Origin of the sequence: Maribacter sp. Asnod2-G09 (genome assembly GCF_045063795.1) — a bacterium.
In the GTDB taxonomy this organism is placed as follows: domain Bacteria; phylum Bacteroidota; class Bacteroidia; order Flavobacteriales; family Flavobacteriaceae; genus Maribacter.
In genome coordinates this window covers 348,524-366,057 of record NZ_JBEFOA010000005.1, presented here as the reverse complement: position 1 = coordinate 366,057, position 17,534 = coordinate 348,524, and the positions used below count along the sequence as shown (strand labels likewise).

Here is a 17,534-nt window from a genome sequence, read left to right as displayed (position 1 = left end):
TTACTTTATACTTTTATGTATACTCCTTTCTTATCCATAATATAACCAACAAGCCAGCAAGTAAACATGATCCATAAGGCAAATAACAGCGAGCCGAAATAATCACCAGCTGTGGCTATGAAAATGTTATCTGCTATCCAGTTATAAGCAGTTGTGTTATTCATGGATATTGCGGCCAAGCTGATAATGAACAGTTCGGATAATAGGTAAATAAATAGTGTGTTTCTGCCAAATACTTCAAAGAAATAGGTCCATTTGCCAGGTTTGGACATATCCAGTAGATATATCAAAACGGCTATAATAAATATGTCTATTCCGCTAGTTAGTAATACAAAAGAGCTAGACCAAAGCTTTTTGTTGAACGGGAATATTAAATCCCATGCAAATCCTGCTACAACAAGAAGACCTGCAACCATTATAAGTTTTGCAATGGTTTCAAAATTCTGGCTGCTCTTTTGAATGAATTTTCCGGTAAAATATCCTGCAATAACATTTACTATAGCAGGTAAGGTGCTTAATAATCCCTCGGGGTCAAAAGCTACGCCACCATTACCATGATACATATGGTCTGCGCCAATTAAGAATTTGTCAAGTTTTAAAACGGCATTGCCCATTAAAGAGAGGTCTCCAAAAACTACCAATATAATATGATAACCTATCAATGCTAGGGCACTGAAAATTAATACAGATTTTGTTTTAAAATAATGGAGTAGGATAGAAGCGAATAAATAGCATAGTGCAATTCGTTGTAATACTCCAAATATTCTGGTCTCTGCAATCGGCTTTAAACCATCATCTTCAAAAAATGGAAACCAATACATAAGAAACCCTAATAAAAATATTATAGAAAAGCGTTTAAATACCTTTTTCAAAAATGCACCACTACCTTCTGCTTCGTATTTTTTCATACTAAAACTCATGGCATTACCAACAACGAACAAAAAAGTAGGAAAGACTAAATCCGTAAGTGTAAACCCGTTCCAAACGGCATGTTTTAAAATTCCGAAACTAGTGTCTCCATTTCCGGGGGAGTTCACTATAATCATAAGCGCAACATCCATCCCCCTAAAAACATCCAATGAAAGATATCGGTTCTTTAATTTATTCATATTGGTTGGTTTGGTCTTATGAAAGATAACGATTAATTAAAAATAAACACGTACAAATGGCATTAGTGCATTACCGTAAATGCTTTTGTTATCGTCATATAGTAAATCGTAGCGTATACCAAATGTTACATTTCTGTTGCTGTAACCTGCGCCAATAAAAAAAGCCGGAAGCCAATAGTTGTCTTCTATATCTATGGTCGTTGTAGCTATAGTTCTATTTATACGTAATTGTTCAAACTCTGCAGAAAGCTGTATTTGTGGAATTGGATTATATAGTGAGAGAACACTGCCGCCATAAGCCAGTAATTTATCTTCATCGAACTTTGCATAATTGAAGCTTAAGCTTGCACCAGATGCAAATTGATCGTTAAATTGATAAATAGCACTTGGTGCAATTGATCCATTGAATCCATTATTTGTGAATCCTAACCCAATACTTCCACCAAATCTTACGTTATTCCAGAAATCAGCATTGGTTTTTGAAGATTGAGCAAGAGAGAAAGTGATATTTAATGTTGCTAGCCCTATAAAAATTAATTTTTTTAAGCTCATATGATGATTTTGTTTTAAAGTTTCGTTTTTTTCAATAATACATGCCATTCTATCGTTAGATATTGTAAATGTTGTATTTTTGTTAGAAATTTATTCTAAAGATACAGAAAGTAATTCATGGATAAATATTCCTTTTTAAATACCGTTCATACCTCTTTTTTTTCAGAGTTATACGATAAGTACTTAGTAAATCCAGATAGTGTAGAGCCAAGTTGGAGAGCCTTTTTTCAAGGATTCGATTTTGGAATGGAGAGCTCTTTAGATGAGCTGGAAATCGATGAAAATCGCACTACAGTTGTAGTAAATGGTCACTCGAGTGAAATGCCAGAATCTCTTCAAAAAGAGTTTCAGGTAATTCGATTAATCGATGGTTATAGAAGCAGAGGTCATCTGTTTACTAAAACAAATCCCGTACGTGAGCGAAGACATTACGAACCAACTTTAGAAATTGAAAACTTCGGATTAGCTTCGTCTGATCTCGATACTATTTTTAATGCAGGTGACGTAATTGGTATAGGTCCAAATTCTTTAAAAGAGATTGTTAGACATTTACAAAGTATCTATTGCGATGCTATTGGTGTAGAGTATATGTATATACGAAAGCCAGAGCGCGTTAAATGGATTCAAGATTGGATAAATGTAAATGACAATCATCCGAATTTCGAGCCAGATCGTAAAAAGCATATTCTTAAGAAGCTTAATCATGCTATTTCTTTCGAAACTTTTTTGCATACTAAATATGTAGGGCAAAAAAGATTTTCTTTAGAAGGAAATGAGTCATTGATCCCTGCCTTAGATGTAATTGTAGAACGCGCCGCTGAAATGGGTGTGAAGCAATTTGTTATGGGTATGGCACACCGTGGTAGATTAAATGTACTTACCAATATATTTGGCAAATCTGCTAAGGATATCTTTAGTGAGTTTGACGGTAAAGATTACGAACAAGAGATTTTTGATGGAGACGTTAAGTATCACTTAGGTTGGACGTCTGACAGAAAATCTGATAACGGAAATAAAATTAAGATGAGTATTGCTCCTAATCCATCTCACTTAGAGACGGTAGGTGCGGTTGTTGAAGGTATTGCAAGAGCAAAACAAGATGCAGATTATCAAGATGATATTTCTAAGGTTTTACCTATCGTAGTTCATGGAGATGCTGCAATAGCAGGTCAAGGTTTGGTCTATGAAGTAGTTCAGATGGCTGGTCTTGATGGATATAAGACCGGTGGTACCATACATATAGTTGTAAACAACCAAATTGGGTTTACTACTAATTACTTAGATGCAAGAACATCTACCTATTGTACCGATGTTGCTAAGGTAACATTGAGTCCGGTATTACATGTTAATGCAGATGATGCAGAGGCGGTAGTACACGCATCTCTTTTTGCATTAGAATATAGAATGCGCTTTAAGGGTGATGTATTTATAGATTTGTTAGGATATAGAAAATACGGGCATAATGAAGGTGATGAGCCAAGATTTACACAGCCTAAATTATATAAAGCAATATCAAAGCATAAGAATCCAAGAGATATCTATGCAGAAAGACTGATTCAAGAAGGTGTTATTGATGGCACTTATGTAAAGCAGTTAGAAAAACAGTATAAAGATTCTCTAGAAGAAAAATTAGAAGATTCACGTAAAGAAGATAAAACTGTAATTACACCGTTCATGGCAGATGAATGGAAAGGTTTTGAAAATGTACGTGAGTGGGAAATGATGGATGCGGTGAATACTAAATTCACTAAAACTAAATTGAATAAAATTGCCAAAGTAATTACGGCTTTACCAGAAGGTAAAAAGTTTTTACGTAAAGTTGAGAAATTGGTTAAAGACAGATACAATATGTATTTTGAAGCCGATAATCTTGACTGGGCAATGGGAGAACTTTTGGCATACGGGTCTTTATTAGAAGAAGGTTATGCGGTTCGTATGTCTGGACAGGATGTAGAACGTGGTACTTTTTCTCACCGTCATGCGGTAATGAAAGTTGAAGAAAGTGAAGAAGAGGTTATTTTGTTAAATCACCTTTCTGAAAAGCAAGCTAAATTTCAAATATACAATTCACTATTGTCAGAATATGGTGTGGTAGGTTTTGACTATGGTTACGCCATGGCCAGTCCTAATACACTAACTATTTGGGAAGCACAATTCGGAGATTTCAGTAATGGAGCCCAAATTATGATTGACCAGTATATTTCTGCGGCAGAAGATAAGTGGAAGCTTCAAAACGGTTTGGTAATGTTATTGCCACACGGTTATGAGGGGCAAGGTGCTGAGCACTCTTCTGCTAGAATGGAGCGTTACTTACAATTGTGTGCTAAGGATAATATGTATATAGCAGATGTGACTACACCAGCGCAGATGTTCCATATTCTTCGTAGACAAATGAAGTCTAATTTTAGAAAGCCATTGATCATATTTACTCCTAAGAGTTTGTTGAGACATCCAAGGGCGGTATCTAAAATTGCTGACTTAACCGGTGGTGGTTTCCAAGAAGTAATAGATGATGAAACTGCAGATGCTAAAAAAGTAAAAAGTTTAGTATTCTGTACAGGTAAGTTTTATTATGATTTGCTTGCTGCTAAAGAAGAGGGCAATAGAGATGATGTTGCATTGGTAAGGGTGGAACAGTTGTTTCCTATACCGGAAAAACAAATGAAAGCGGCTATTGCAAAGTATAAAAATGCAGATGACGTGGTGTGGGCTCAAGAAGAACCTAGAAACATGGGTGCATGGAGCCATTTATTAACGCATTTTGATGAGGCTCGAAATTTTAGAGTAGTGTCTAGACGTTTTTATGCGGCACCTGCAGCAGGTAGTTCTGTACGTTCAAAAGCACGTCACCAACAAGTTATAGATTACGTCTTTGACAAGACAAAGGACAATATGTCCAAACCTAAAAAATAATATAACATATCAAATTATAGAAAGAATGATTCTAGAAATGAAAGTCCCTTCGCCGGGAGAGTCTATCACAGAAGTAGAGATAGCGGAATGGTTAGTTGAAGATGGGGATTATGTAGAAAAAGATCAAGCAATTGCAGAAGTAGATTCAGATAAGGCTACTTTAGAATTGCCTGCAGAAGTAAGTGGTATAATTACATTGAAAGCAGAAGAAGGTGATGCTGTTGCCGTTGGTGCTGTCGTTTGTTTAATAGATACAAGTGCAGCGAAACCAGAAGGAGCGGCAGATGCATCTAGTACACCGAAAGAAGAGAAAAAAGAAGCGCCAAAAACTGAAAAAGCTCCTCAGCCAGCTAAGGCTAAGGAAACTTATGCTTCGGGTGTACCTTCACCGGCTGCAAAGAAAATACTTGACGAAAAAGGAGTGGATAGTACATCTGTTTCTGGTTCAGGTCGTGATGGAAGAATTACTAAAGAGGATGCTGTAAATGCAGTGCCTTCAATGGGTACGCCTACAGGTGGTAACCGTGGTGAGACGCGATCTAAACTTTCTATGTTAAGAAGAAAAGTTGCCGAGAGATTGGTTTCTGCAAAGAACGAAACAGCTATGCTGACCACTTTCAACGAAGTGGATATGAGTGCTATTTTTGAGCTTAGAAAAAAGTATAAAGAAGATTTTAAAAGTAAACATGGTGTGGGGTTAGGGTTTATGTCCTTCTTCACAAAAGCTGTGGTTAGAGCTTTGGAAATGTATCCTGCCGTTAATTCTATGATTGACGGTAAAGAAATGGTTTCTTATGATTTCTGTGATATTAGTATCGCGGTTTCAGGACCAAAAGGATTAATGGTTCCTGTAATAAGAAATGCTGAAAACTTAACATTTAGAGGTGTTGAGGCAGAAGTAAAAAGGTTGGCATTAAGAGCACGTGATGGAGCAATTACTGTTGATGAAATGACGGGTGGTACATTTACTATTACTAATGGTGGTGTATTCGGTTCTATGTTGTCTACGCCAATTATCAACCCGCCACAAAGTGCTATTTTAGGTATGCATAATATTGTAGAGAGACCAATCGCTAGAGATGGGGCTATTGCAATTGCACCTATAATGTATGTTGCGGTTTCTTATGACCACAGAATTATTGATGGTAAAGAATCTGTAGGTTTCTTAGTTGCAATTAAAGAAGCTTTAGAAAATCCAGAAGAATTATTGATGGATAATAATGTAAAGAAAGCTTTAGAAATGTAAATATTCTAAAGTTCGTAATATATAGAAAAAGCGTTGAGGTAGACTCAGCGCTTTTTCTTTTTTAGATAAATACACTTCTTGTTGTAGTCTATAATTGCTTTCGACTTTTTTAGAATGTCGGCTCCAATAATTCCATCAACAGGTTCTGCATTGTGGGCAGTTAAAGCTTCATTAACATGTTTAAGGTCGAAAAGTACTATCTCTAGTTTTTTAAACTTCCAAGAATTGATGTCAATCGTATTCTTTTTAGAAACTAAGGTTTCCATATTAGTTGCACCTGCTCCCGCAGCTTTAATGATAGATTCTTCAGAAATTAATTTGAAATGATTAATACGGTCCATTCCGATACATGTATTAGATGCTCCGGTATCTAAAATAAATCGTCCAGGCACAGAATTTATTTCTGCACAAATTTCAAAATGGTCGGTAGCAGTTAAAACTAAGGGTATGCGTACGTAATCTTTATCCTTCAAAAATTTTTTGAGGGTACTCATAATTCATTTTTTTCAAAGATAAGTCTATTTTTGCGGCATGATAATAACCGATACGCATACACATTTATATAGCGAAGCTTTTGATGAAGATCGAAAAGAGGCAATACAGAAAGCCATTGATTTAGGGGTGAAACGTTTTTTTATTCCTGCTATAGATTCTACCTATACAGAACGTATGTTGGCTTTAGAAAAAGAATTTCCTGGTCATATGTTCTTAATGACAGGTCTGCATCCCACACATGTAAAAGAAAATTTTGAGGAAGAGTTGGCGCATGTAGAAGAAATGTTGGGTAAACATTCCTATTATGCAATAGGTGAAATTGGCATAGACCTGTATTGGGAAAAGAAGTATTTAAAAGAGCAGCAAATAGCTTTTAGAAAGCAAATAAAAATAGCGAAGAAGCATAAGCTACCTATTGTTATTCATTGTCGTGATGCTTTTGATGAGGTTTTTGAAGTATTAGAAGATGAGAAAGGAGATGATTTAAGAGGAATTTTTCATTGTTTTACAGGTACATACGAGCAAGCAGAAAAAGCAATATCATATAATATGAAGCTAGGTATTGGTGGTGTTGTGACTTTTAAAAATGGTAAAATAGATACTTTTTTAAATAATATAGATCTTAAGCACATTGTGCTAGAAACCGATTCTCCTTATTTGGCGCCTACACCTTATAGAGGTAAAAGAAACGAAAGTGCCTATATTGTTAATGTGCTTGAGAAACTGGCAGACATTCATAGTGTACCCAATGAGCAAATAGCTTTAGAGACTACAAAAAACTCTAAAGAAGTTTTCGGAATTTAATAATCAATTAAAAGGCAGAGTTTTGGGCATAGAGAAAAGAAATATTTTATTGATTTATACGGGTGGTACTATAGGTATGATGAAAGATTATACCTCAGGAGCACTTAAGGCTTTTGATTTTTCGCAATTGTTGAAGAATATACCAGAGCTAAATCAATTAGATTGTACGATATCTAGTTTTTCTTTCGAGCACCCCATCGATTCATCTAATATGAATCCTACGCATTGGGTGACAATAGCCGATATTATTGCAGAGAAATATAACGAGTATGATGGTTTTGTAGTATTACATGGTAGTGATACTATGAGTTATACAGCTTCTGCTTTAAGCTTTTTGCTTGAAAATTTAACAAAACCGGTGATATTGACAGGTTCGCAATTACCAATTGGTGATTTGAGAACCGATGCCAAAGAAAATTTAATAACTGCCATACAAATTGCTGCTTTGTATAAAAAAGGTAAGCCGGTTGTGCAAGAAGTCGGACTCTATTTTGAATATAAATTGTATCGTGGTAATAGAACTACGAAGATAAATGCAGAGCAATTTCAAGCTTTTGCATCATTAAATTACCCTCATTTAATTGAATCGGGAGTGCATTTGACCGTTTTTAATGAATATTTATTGCCTCAAAAAAGAAAATTAACGTTAAAATCTCATAGAAATATGGACGATAATGTGGCTATTTTGAAAATATTTCCGGGAATTAACAAAAATGTTATTGATGCAATTTTGCAAGCTGAAAATTTAAAAGCGTTGGTTTTGGAGACGTATGGTTCTGGAAATGCGCCGATGGAAGAATGGTTTTTAGAGAAATTAAATAATGCAATAAATAAAGGTATACATATTATTAATGTTACACAGTGTTCTGGTGGCGCCGTTATGATGGGGCATTATGAAACAAGCTCTAGGCTTAAGAAAATGCAAGTTATTAATGGTAAGGATATTACAACTGAGGCTGCTATTACAAAGGCAATGTACTTGCTCGGTAGTGGTGTGTCTCATGAGTTGTTTAAAACTGTTTTCGAGACTTCTTTAAGAGGAGAGATGGTATAAATTTAACAGTGGTTTAATTTTTTAAACTAATATTTTTTTTGTTATTTGCCCACCCTTAAAAAAGGTATCTTAGAGAGGTGGCCGAGTGGTCGAAGGCGCACGCCTGGAAAGTGTGTATACCCCAAAAGGGTATCGAGGGTTCGAATCCCTTCCTCTCTGCAAGTAAGTTTTACTTTTTTTATATTGTTTTTTTTTTATCTTTAACCCTATTAACTAACTAATTTAAGTTCAGAAAAATGAAAAAATTATTCCCAAGCCTAGCAGTCGCTGGGGCATTTGTAGCAGGTACAAATATTGTAAGTGCAAAAGTAGCAGCTGTAGCGTTGCTAGTTCAAGAAGGAGCTCCTGAAGCGGAAAGAGGATTTACTCAACTATTAAAAGAGATGTTCATTACTGGTGGTGCCGGTTTCATGGGTATCGTACTTTTATGTTTGATCCTTGGTTTGGCAGTTGCTATTGAAAGAATTATTTATTTGAACATGGCTAGCACAAATTCTGCCAAGTTGAAACAACAAGTTGAAGACGCATTGGCATCTGGTGGTGTTGAAGCTGCAAAAGAAGTTTGTAGAAATACAAAAGGTCCTGTTGCTTCTATATACTACCAAGGTTTAGATAGAGCTGGTGAGAGCATCGAGTCTGCTGAAAAAGCGGTTGTTGCTTATGGTGGTGTTCAAATGGGTCAATTAGAGAAAAACGTTTCTTGGTTGTCTTTATTTATCGCTATTGCTCCAATGCTTGGTTTCATGGGTACGGTAATCGGTATGATTGCAGCCTTCCAAAAGATTGCAGCTGTTGGTAACTTAAGTGCATCTCTTATTGCAGGTGATATTCAGGTTGCATTATTAACAACTGTATTTGGTCTTATTACGGCTATTATCCTTCAAATTTTCTATAATTACATTATCGCTAAAATTGATAGCATCGTTAATGATATGGAAGACTCTTCGATTACTTTAATCGATATGTTGGTAGATCACAAAAAATAAGTATCACTTTTAATACCTAAAAATTATGCAAAAAATTATTAAAATAGCATTAATTGCTATAGGTGTATTAAGTGCTATACTATGGTATTTATTACCAAGTTCAGATATGCCGGCAGCTGAGGCTGCTTCAAGTGGAGCTTTGAACACAATGTTTATTATTACTTATCTTTTATTAGGGATAGCGGTTGTAGTAAGTTTAGTGTTTACTCTAAAAAACTTATTTGCAAACCCACAAGGTCTTAAGAAGACATTGTTCGTAGTAGGTGGTTTTTTATTAGTAGTTGGAATTTCTTATGTTTTAGCAAGTGGAACGGATGTTGATCCAGAATTCGCAGCTATGACAGATGAAGGTACAGTGAAGAATATTGGAATGGGATTGAATGTATTTTTTATCCTTACAATAATCGCAATACTTTCTTTAGTAGTACCAGCTGTTAAAAACATGTTTAGTAAATAATAAAATAAAGAACTATGGCTAGAAGAGCAGGAGCACCAGAAGTTAGTGCGGGTTCAATGGCGGACATAGCTTTCCTTTTACTTATCTTTTTCTTAGTAACAACTACTATTGAAACAGATGCAGGTTTGGATCGTATGTTACCACCAATGGAGCCACCTACGGAAGCACCACCAATTATTAAGCAAAAGAACATTTTTACGGTTAATATTAACCGAAATGGTCAATTGTTGGTGGAAGATGAGATTCTTTCAATAGATAAATTGCGTGAAAAAGCAATGGCGTTTTTAGATAACGGTGGAGCACCATCAGGAAGTCCTGATTATTGTAGCTACTGTAAAGGAAAGCGTAATGCTGAATCTTCGGATAATCCGATGAAAGCAATTATCTCTTTAAAGAATGATCGTGAAACAAAGTATAGTACTTACATAACAGTTCAAAACGAATTGGTAGGTGCATACAACGATCTTAGAAATAGAGAAGCTAAGCGTTTATTTGGTAAAGATTATGTTGCTATGGAAGCTGAGTATTTGAACCCTGAAACCGATGATTCTGTTAAAGAGGAATTGAAAGAAAAGGTACAGAGAATACAAGGTTTGTTTCCACAGAAATTATCTGAAGCTGAAACTTCAAGCGAATAATTAATAAATTAAAAGTAACACTATGTCAAAATTTGCAAAGAAAAAAGATGGAGAGGTACCAGCGGTATCAACAGCTTCCCTTCCTGACATTGTATTTATGCTTTTGTTTTTCTTTATGACGGTAACCGTTATGAAGGATAGTTCCTTGAAAGTTGAAAACGTACTTCCGAATGCTAGTGAAGTAAAGAAATTGGAAAAGAAAGATCGTGTAATCTATATTTATGTTGGTAAACCAACTAGAGAATATGAGAAGACTTTTGGTACTGAACCAAAAATTCAATTAAACGACAAATTCGCTAGTCCTTCTGAAGTTGGTGATTATATTTTGATGGAAAGAGCTAAAAAGCCTCAAGAAATTCAGAATGTATTGACTACAGCACTTAAGGTTGATAAGAACGCTAGTATGGGATTGATATCCGATATTAAACAAGAGTTAAGAAAGGTAAACGCTTTAAAGGTAAATTATACTACCTATGAAGGTGATGCTTTCAATAATCTACAATAGTTAGTTAAGTAGAATATTACATTTTCAAAACGCTTCAAATTTATTTGAAGCGTTTTTTATTTCATTAACTTTACTTCATGCGTTTTGCCATTTTATTTTTATTAGTAGTTCTGCAATCTAATGCTCAGGTAGTATCAGATAGTATTTCGAATACACGGTATTTTGAAGATCAGTTTTATGTTGGTTTATCGTATAACTTTATATTGAACCATCCAGAGGGTTCTAATCAACGTAATCTCTCTTATGGTCTACAGGCAGGCATAATAAAAGATATTCCTTTAAACAAGGCAGGAACAAAGGCTATAGGTATTGGGGCAGGCTTGGCTTTGAATAGTTATTATTCGAACTTAGTTGCCGATATATCTGGTGATAATATTGCTTACAGTATAAATGATGATATTACTAGAAGTAAGCTAGAGACACATTTAGTAGAGTTTCCTTTAGAGTTTAGGTGGAGAAATTCTACTGCAGAAGATTATAAATTCTGGCGTGTTTATGGTGGTATTAAAGCTGCTTATATTGTAGGAGCTCGTTCAAAGTATGACTTAGGTGATATTAGTGAAGGATTTACGAATACAGACTTAACCAAATTTCAATACGGACTAATCTTAAGTTTTGGATATAATACTTTTAATCTTCATGCGTATTATGCCTTAACTGAACTCTTCGATGGTAATGCTTCGGTAAATGGTGAAGTATTGCAATATAGACCATTGCGTATAGGTCTTATTTTCTATATTCTATAACCAAAATCTTACGGTTAATAACTGAGATAAAAGTCCTATAAAAAGACCGATTACAACTTCAATACCAGTGTGTGCTTTTAAATATAATCTGGCGGTTATTATACTTCCTGTACATACAATAAGCAAACTGATTGCTATTATAAGATTGATTTCAAAATGGATGCTCAAATTAATGAGATACATTAAAAGACCACTTATTCCAACGGTATGTAGGCTAGTTTTAAAATTGAATAGTAATAATAGTATACAGGCTATAGTAGCACCTAGCAACCCCGTAAAGTAAAAATAAAGCTCACTTACGTAATTGTTTGGAATCACCTTATAGAGGATTAAAAGGAGAATAGACGCGTGAATATACAGCGGGTATTTTCTTTCTTGAATAGCGTCTAAGGTAATGGAATGTACTAAACCCAAATTCTTCAATATTAAAAAGGTTATTATCGGGATAATAACGGTTAATATAAAAATGGGTAATATACTCGCACTTTGAATTTCTAATGGAGTGAACTTTGGAGTAATTAGAAAATAGGCAACGGTACCACCAATAGGAATAAATAGAGGGTGAAATAAGTAGGAAATAAGATTAGAGAAAACCTTCATTAAATTTCTTTTCTCATACGTGCAACAGGTATACTTAACTGCTCTCTGTATTTAGCTACTGTTCTTCTAGCAATAGGATATCCTTTTTCCTTTAAAATGGCAGCAAGTTTGTCATCGGTTAAGGGCTTTTTCTTTGTCTCGTTTTGAATAACTGTTTCTAGAATCTTCTTTATTTCTTTTGTAGAAACATCTTCTCCTTGTTCATTTTTCATTGACTCAGAGAAATACTCTTTTATCAACTTGGTGCCATATGGGGTGTCAACATATTTACTATTTGCAACTCTAGATACTGTTGAAACATCCATGCCTATTTCATCGGCAATATCTTTTAGAATCATAGGTCTTAAATTACGCTCATCACCGGTAAGAAAGTATTCTTTTTGATATTGCATAATCGAGTTCATCGTAATAAACAGCGTTTGTTGTCGCTGTCTAATGGCATCAATAAACCATTTAGCAGCGTCTAATTTCTGCTTAATGAACATTACGGTATCTTTTTGAGACTTAGACTTATCTTTGGCTTCTTTATAGCCTTTAAGCATATTGCTATACTCTCTAGATACATGCAGCTCTGGTGCATTTCTACCATTTAGTGTTAGTTCCAATTCGCCTTCGGTAATTCTAATAGCAAAATCTGGTACTACATGTTCTACAATTCTATTGTTTCCAGAATATGAACCACCTGGTTTTGGATTCAATTTTTCAATCTCTCCAATGGCAGCTTTTAATTCATCTTCGGTAATATTATGCTTTTGAATTAGTTTTTGATAGTGTTTCTTGGTAAAGTGTTCAAATGACTTCTTAAGAATTTCGGTGGCAAGCTCAATACTTGGCGTAATTTCTTTACGCTCGAGTTGTATTATCAAACACTCTTCTAAGGATCTTGCACCAACTCCTGGTGGATCTAGCTCTTGAACTATAGACAGTATTCTTGTTATGGTTTCTTCGTCTGTATAAATGTTTTGAGTAAAAGCCAAATCATCCATGATGTCGGCGATGGGTCTACGTATATATCCGCTTTCATCTACACTGCCTACTAAAAATTCGGCAATATTCCATTCGTCATCTGTAAGATAAACGGTATTCAGTTGATTTATTAAATGCTGATTGAATGAGATACCGGCGGCGTAAGGCACACTCTTTTCTTCATCATCTGAGCTGTAGTTATTTGCTTTCGTACGATAATCAGGTATTTCATCATCACTTAGGTAATCATCGATATTGATGTCTTCAGTGTTGATGGTTTCATTGTCTGACGCATCATCGTAAACATCATCATACTCATCATTCGTATTTTCTAAGTCTTCCTTACCGGTTTCTAAAGCAGGATTCTCCTCTAATTCTTGCTTGAGACGTTGTTCAAATGCCTGCGTAGGCAATTGAATCAGCTTCATCAATTGAATTTGCTGTGGAGATAACTTTTGAGATAATTTAAATGATAGGTGTTGTTTCAGCATTACTTTATTCTAGTACTGGTAAAAGTAACTAAATCCGCTTAGAATTCGGCATTCTGTGGCGTTCTTGGAAACGGAATTACATCTCTAATATTACCCATGCCTGTTGCGAAAAGAACTAATCGTTCAAAACCAAGACCAAAACCACTATGTTCTGCAGTTCCGAATTTTCTTAAATCTAGGTACCACCATAATTCTTTCTCGTCGATACCTAATTCTTTAATTTTCTCTTTCAAGACATCTAAGCGTTCTTCTCTTTGTGATCCACCAACGATTTCACCAATGCCTGGGAATAAAATATCCATAGCTCTAACGGTTTTTCCGTCTTCGTTTAATCTCATGTAGAAAGCCTTAATTTTTGCTGGGTAATCAAATAATATTACCGGACATTTAAAATGCTTTTCTACCAAGTAACGTTCATGCTCGCTTTGTAGATCCGTACCCCATTCTTCAATTGGGTAGGTGAATTGTTTCTTTTTGTTCGGCTTACAGTTTTTAAGGATATCTATAGCCTCGGTATAACTAACTCTTTTGAAGTTGTTATCTGCAACGAACTTTAATTTTTCAATTAAAGGCATATCGCTACGTTGCGCTTGTGGTTTGCTTTTTTCCTCGTCTATTAATCGCTTTTCTAAAAACTCTAAATCTTCTTGACAATGTGTCAATGTATAAGAAATAACGTTTTTAATAAAGTCTTCTGCAAGGTCCATATTGGCATCTAAATCAAAGAATGCCATCTCTGGTTCAATCATCCAGAATTCAGCTAAATGTCTAGATGTATTTGAATTTTCGGCTCTAAATGTAGGTCCGAATGTATAAACTTTACCTAATGCCATTGCATAAGCTTCAGCCTCTAATTGACCTGATACGGTTAAGTTGGTTTCTTTTCCGAAAAAGTCTTCTTTATAATTAACATCTCCATCTTCTGTAAGTGGAGGTTTTTTCTCATCTAATGTAGTAACACGAAACATTTCTCCTGCACCTTCAGCATCAGATCCCGTAATAATAGGCGCGTGGAAGTAGTTGAAACCGTTTTCTCTAAAATAGCTGTGAATGGCAAAAGATAAGGTAGACCTAACACGCATTATTGCTGCGAAAGTGTTCGTTCTAATTCTTAAATGTGCCTTTTCTCTCAAGAATTCTAAAGAGTGCTTTTTTGGTTGAATAGGATATTCTTCTGGATCAGCAACACCCAATACTTCTAAAGCGCTTACTTGAATCTCTACAGATTGTCCGCGTCCTTGACTTTCAACTAGTGTACCTGTAATTTTTAATGCAGCACCAGTATTTACTTTCTTTAATAATTCTTCATCAAAATTTTCAAAATCAACTACACATTGAATAGTGCCTAAAGTAGATCCATCGTTTAATGCGATAAATCTATTGCTTCTAAAGGTTCGTACCCAACCTTTAATAGTTACTTCTTGTAGTAAGTTTTTACTTGCTAGTAATTCTTTTATTGTTGCTAAACGCATGATATTGAATTGAAAATTAAAGTCCCAAAGATAGGATTTTGTTAAAAAATAGAGGGTTTAAAAAGTGATATAAACAAGGCTTAAATAATTTTATTGGTTATTATTTTCATCTTGTGGTAAAATATCTATTTGTGGCTTTTTAAGTGTTTGCTTATTTGCGATACTTTTTTCTAATGATAATAGTAAAGAAGGCAGTAGAATTAAATTCGCCAACATCGCAAGTAATAGTGTGGCAGAAACTAGTGAGCCTAAAGCTACCGTACCACCAAAATTAGATATTACAAAGACAGAGAAGCCAAAGAATAATACGATAGAGGTATAGAACATACTTACGCCTGTTTCTCTTAATGCATTGTAAACAGATTTTTCTATTCGCCAGTTATTTGCCGTGAGTTCTTGCCTATACTTGGCGAGAAAGTGTATGGTGTCATCGACCGAAATACCAAATGCAATACTGAATACTAGTATGGTTGATGGTTTTATGGGTACGCCGACAAAGCCCATAATACCTGCAGTAATGACCAGCGGCAACAAATTAGGTATCAATGAAATAACAATCATTCTAAACGATCGAAACAAATAGGCCATGAAAAGTGCAATTAGTCCGATTGCCAAAGCAAGAGACATAATCAGGTTTTTAACTAGATACTTTGTTCCCTTTAAGAATAACAATGCACTACCGGTCATATAAACGTTATAACGCTCAGCAGGGAATATTTTCGTAATATTCTCTAGTAATCGCTGTTCGATTTCTTCCATACGGCTAGTGTTAACATCTCGCATAAAAGTGGTCATTCTAGCAGTTTGACCGGTGCTATCAACAAAAGCTTTTAGTAAATCTCCGTTATCACCAGATTTACGGGCAACATCCATAATAAAGGTGTTTTCTTGGCTGGTAGGTAGTTGGTAATATTTTGGAATTCCATTATAGAACGCCTGTTTAGAGTATTTTACCAAATTCACTACAGATACCGGAGTTGAAAGTTCAGGAATTTCTTCTATAACTTCCCCAAGCTGATTCATGCGCTTTAGTGTCACAGGCTTTAAAACACCTTTAGGAGATTTCGTGTCTACTACGATTTCTACTGGCATAATGCCTTTGAACTCTTTTTCGAAAAAACGTATGTCATGAAAAAATTCAGCATTCTTCGGCATATCTTCAATAGGGCTGCCTGATATTCTTATTTGATAGATACCAATGATACTGATAACTAGTAATGAGATAGAAACAATATAGACAGTAATTCTTCTATGTCTTACAATACGTTCCATCCACTGAACAAAGGCATCGATCCATTTTTTGTTTAAATGTTTTAAATGCTTTGTTTTTGGTAACGGCATAAAGCTATAAACAATAGGGATGATAAGTAGCGATAACACAAATATGCCTAAGATATTAATAGAGGCAACAATACCGAATTCTTTCAATAACGTACTATCGGTTACAATGAAAGTTGCAAAACCAGATGCTGTTGTAATATTTGTCATCAACGTCGCATTTCCTATTTTAGAGATAACGCGTTGTAATGAAAGTGCCTGATTACCGTGTTTCTTTACTTCTTGCTGGTATTTATTTATTAAGAAGATGCAGTTGGGTATACCAATAACAATAATTAGTGGAGGTATAAGTGCTGTAAGAACTGTAATTTCATATTGTAATAACCCAAGTAAACCAAAAGCCCACATTACGCCAATTATCACTACACACATAGAGATGATTGTAGCTCGAATACTTCTAAAGAAAAAGAAGAAAATTAATGAAGTAACACCAAGCGCTGCCAGAATAAATTTACCGATTTCATCAATAATATTCTGAGAATTCATAGTTCTCACATATGGCATACCTGATATGTGGACATCTAAATTGGTCTCTTCTTCAAACTTTTTAACTAATGTATTTATGTCTTGTAAAATAAAGTCTTTTCTGACCGAGGTATTTACAATGTCCTTATCAAGGTTAACAATAGTTCTTATCGTTTTGCTTTCTTTATTGTAAAGTAGGTTGTCGTAGAACGGTAGGTCATTGAATAGGTGATTTGTAATGCTATCTATTTCCTTTTTAGTCTTTAGTTCGCCATTTATTAAAGGGCGCATTACAAATTCTTGCTTTTCTTTATCCTTTATTAACTCTTTTAAATTGTCTGTTGAGATAACAAATTCGACCTCTGGGAAAGCAGCAAGTTGTTTGCTTAATTTATTCCAACGGTTAAAATTTTCAGGTGTAAATAGAGCACTGTCACGTATGGCAAAAACCACTGCATTGCCTTCTTCACCAAATTTGCTAAGAAAATCTTGGTATTGAATATTTACCGGGTGGTCATCTGGCAGTAGGTTTGTCTGCGAACTTGAAAAGCGCATATATTGCCATTGCCATCCCATGAAAATGGTAAAACAGGCAATCAAGAGTAAAATTAGGATTCTATTTCGTAAAATTATGTTTGCCGTTTTAGGCCAAAATCCTTTCGTTAGTTTAGCTACCATAACTGTTTTTGCAGGTCGC

General features: G+C 35.0%; 16 protein-coding genes and 1 tRNA gene. 10 read left to right on the top strand and 7 right to left on the bottom strand.

Translation table 11 applies throughout. The features are described from left to right. Positions 1-5 precede the first annotated feature (5 nt). Both ACJJVT_RS13735 and ACJJVT_RS13730 read right to left on the bottom strand, forming a co-directional pair. A complete protein-coding gene (locus tag ACJJVT_RS13735) occupies positions 6-1,109 on the bottom strand; it encodes an acyltransferase family protein (RefSeq protein WP_405399440.1) in 1,104 nt (367 codons plus the stop codon). A 36-nt stretch (positions 1,110-1,145) separates the two neighbouring features. Further along, positions 1,146-1,661 carry an alpha-ketoglutarate decarboxylase gene (locus tag ACJJVT_RS13730; protein ID WP_299325412.1) on the bottom strand — a complete coding sequence of 172 codons (516 nt, stop codon included), beginning with the start codon at positions 1,659-1,661 and terminating at the stop codon, positions 1,146-1,148. Between the two features lie 117 nt (positions 1,662-1,778). Here ACJJVT_RS13730 and ACJJVT_RS13725 point away from each other — a divergent pair, with 117 nt between their 5' ends. Continuing rightward, positions 1,779-4,574 carry a 2-oxoglutarate dehydrogenase E1 component gene (locus ACJJVT_RS13725; protein ID WP_405399438.1) on the top strand — a complete coding sequence of 932 codons (2,796 nt, stop codon included), beginning with the start codon at positions 1,779-1,781 and terminating at the stop codon, positions 4,572-4,574. Between the two features lie 25 nt (positions 4,575-4,599). Next, positions 4,600-5,820 (top strand): 2-oxoglutarate dehydrogenase complex dihydrolipoyllysine-residue succinyltransferase, encoded by a 1,221-nt coding sequence (gene odhB / locus ACJJVT_RS13720; protein WP_405399437.1) that lies wholly within the window; start codon positions 4,600-4,602, stop codon positions 5,818-5,820. Between the two features lie 44 nt (positions 5,821-5,864). Here odhB and ACJJVT_RS13715 read toward each other — a convergent pair whose 3' ends face one another. Beyond that, entirely contained in the window at positions 5,865-6,314 is a 450-nt protein-coding gene (locus tag ACJJVT_RS13715; protein WP_405399435.1) for a retropepsin-like aspartic protease, read from the bottom strand. Between the two features lie 37 nt (positions 6,315-6,351). Here ACJJVT_RS13715 and ACJJVT_RS13710 point away from each other — a divergent pair, with 37 nt between their 5' ends. From ACJJVT_RS13710 to ACJJVT_RS13675, 8 genes are all read left to right on the top strand, one after another. After that, positions 6,352-7,119, top strand: a complete 768-nt coding sequence (locus ACJJVT_RS13710; RefSeq protein ID WP_405399434.1) for a TatD family hydrolase — start codon at positions 6,352-6,354, stop codon at positions 7,117-7,119. Positions 7,120-7,141: 22 nt separating this feature from the next. Continuing rightward, positions 7,142-8,173: an asparaginase gene (locus ACJJVT_RS13705; RefSeq protein ID WP_405399433.1), complete on the top strand. Its 1,032-nt coding sequence runs from the start codon at positions 7,142-7,144 to the stop codon at positions 8,171-8,173. A gap of 71 nt (positions 8,174-8,244) precedes the next feature. Next, positions 8,245-8,332: transfer RNA gene (locus tag ACJJVT_RS13700), tRNA-Ser, on the top strand. Between the two features lie 77 nt (positions 8,333-8,409). After that, a complete protein-coding gene (locus ACJJVT_RS13695) occupies positions 8,410-9,159 on the top strand; it encodes a MotA/TolQ/ExbB proton channel family protein (protein WP_027065007.1) in 750 nt (249 codons plus the stop codon). A gap of 25 nt (positions 9,160-9,184) precedes the next feature. Then, positions 9,185-9,616, top strand: a complete 432-nt coding sequence (locus ACJJVT_RS13690) for a hypothetical protein (RefSeq protein WP_299325418.1) — start codon at positions 9,185-9,187, stop codon at positions 9,614-9,616. Positions 9,617-9,630: 14 nt separating this feature from the next. Continuing rightward, entirely contained in the window at positions 9,631-10,254 is a 624-nt protein-coding gene (locus ACJJVT_RS13685) for a biopolymer transporter ExbD (RefSeq protein ID WP_299325419.1), read from the top strand. Between the two features lie 22 nt (positions 10,255-10,276). Next, positions 10,277-10,759: a biopolymer transporter ExbD gene (locus tag ACJJVT_RS13680; protein WP_027065004.1), complete on the top strand. Its 483-nt coding sequence runs from the start codon at positions 10,277-10,279 to the stop codon at positions 10,757-10,759. A 77-nt stretch (positions 10,760-10,836) separates the two neighbouring features. After that, positions 10,837-11,505, top strand: coding sequence for a porin family protein (locus tag ACJJVT_RS13675; protein ID WP_405399432.1), 669 nt, complete (start codon positions 10,837-10,839; stop codon positions 11,503-11,505). On the opposite strand, the gene ACJJVT_RS13670 is transcribed toward ACJJVT_RS13675, so the two are convergent. From ACJJVT_RS13670 to ACJJVT_RS13655, 4 genes are all read right to left on the bottom strand, one after another. After that, positions 11,500-12,105: a hypothetical protein gene (locus tag ACJJVT_RS13670; RefSeq protein ID WP_405399430.1), complete on the bottom strand. Its 606-nt coding sequence runs from the start codon at positions 12,103-12,105 to the stop codon at positions 11,500-11,502. The two genes, ACJJVT_RS13675 and ACJJVT_RS13670, sit on opposite strands and share 6 nt — an antisense overlap. After that, on the bottom strand, positions 12,105-13,562 hold the full coding sequence (rpoN, locus tag ACJJVT_RS13665) for an RNA polymerase factor sigma-54 (protein ID WP_405399428.1): 1,458 nt from the start codon (positions 13,560-13,562) through the stop codon (positions 12,105-12,107). The genes ACJJVT_RS13670 and rpoN overlap by 1 nt, the downstream gene beginning before the upstream one ends. Before the next feature lie 38 nt (positions 13,563-13,600). After that, positions 13,601-15,034 (bottom strand): asparagine--tRNA ligase, encoded by a 1,434-nt coding sequence (gene asnS, locus ACJJVT_RS13660; protein ID WP_405399426.1) that lies wholly within the window; start codon positions 15,032-15,034, stop codon positions 13,601-13,603. A 90-nt stretch (positions 15,035-15,124) separates the two neighbouring features. Continuing rightward, positions 15,125-17,515: an RND family transporter gene (locus ACJJVT_RS13655; protein WP_405399425.1), complete on the bottom strand. Its 2,391-nt coding sequence runs from the start codon at positions 17,513-17,515 to the stop codon at positions 15,125-15,127. Positions 17,516-17,534 lie beyond the last annotated feature (19 nt).

Coding starts and splice junctions, on each gene's coding strand:
- ACJJVT_RS13735 (WP_405399440.1), bottom strand. CDS start 1,109: ATGAATAAATTAAAGAACCGATATCTTTCATTGGATGTTTTTAGGGGG.
- ACJJVT_RS13730 (WP_299325412.1), bottom strand. CDS start 1,661: ATGAGCTTAAAAAAATTAATTTTTATAGGGCTAGCAACATTAAATATC.
- ACJJVT_RS13725 (WP_405399438.1), top strand. CDS start 1,779: ATGGATAAATATTCCTTTTTAAATACCGTTCATACCTCTTTTTTTTCA.
- odhB (WP_405399437.1), top strand. CDS start 4,600: ATGATTCTAGAAATGAAAGTCCCTTCGCCGGGAGAGTCTATCACAGAA.
- ACJJVT_RS13715 (WP_405399435.1), bottom strand. CDS start 6,314: ATGAGTACCCTCAAAAAATTTTTGAAGGATAAAGATTACGTACGCATA.
- ACJJVT_RS13710 (WP_405399434.1), top strand. CDS start 6,352: ATGATAATAACCGATACGCATACACATTTATATAGCGAAGCTTTTGAT.
- ACJJVT_RS13695 (WP_027065007.1), top strand. CDS start 8,410: ATGAAAAAATTATTCCCAAGCCTAGCAGTCGCTGGGGCATTTGTAGCA.
- ACJJVT_RS13690 (WP_299325418.1), top strand. CDS start 9,185: ATGCAAAAAATTATTAAAATAGCATTAATTGCTATAGGTGTATTAAGT.
- ACJJVT_RS13685 (WP_299325419.1), top strand. CDS start 9,631: ATGGCTAGAAGAGCAGGAGCACCAGAAGTTAGTGCGGGTTCAATGGCG.
- ACJJVT_RS13680 (WP_027065004.1), top strand. CDS start 10,277: ATGTCAAAATTTGCAAAGAAAAAAGATGGAGAGGTACCAGCGGTATCA.
- ACJJVT_RS13675 (WP_405399432.1), top strand. CDS start 10,837: ATGCGTTTTGCCATTTTATTTTTATTAGTAGTTCTGCAATCTAATGCT.
- ACJJVT_RS13670 (WP_405399430.1), bottom strand. CDS start 12,105: ATGAAGGTTTTCTCTAATCTTATTTCCTACTTATTTCACCCTCTATTT.
- rpoN (WP_405399428.1), bottom strand. CDS start 13,562: ATGCTGAAACAACACCTATCATTTAAATTATCTCAAAAGTTATCTCCA.
- asnS (WP_405399426.1), bottom strand. CDS start 15,034: ATGCGTTTAGCAACAATAAAAGAATTACTAGCAAGTAAAAACTTACTA.
- ACJJVT_RS13655 (WP_405399425.1), bottom strand. CDS start 17,515: ATGGTAGCTAAACTAACGAAAGGATTTTGGCCTAAAACGGCAAACATA.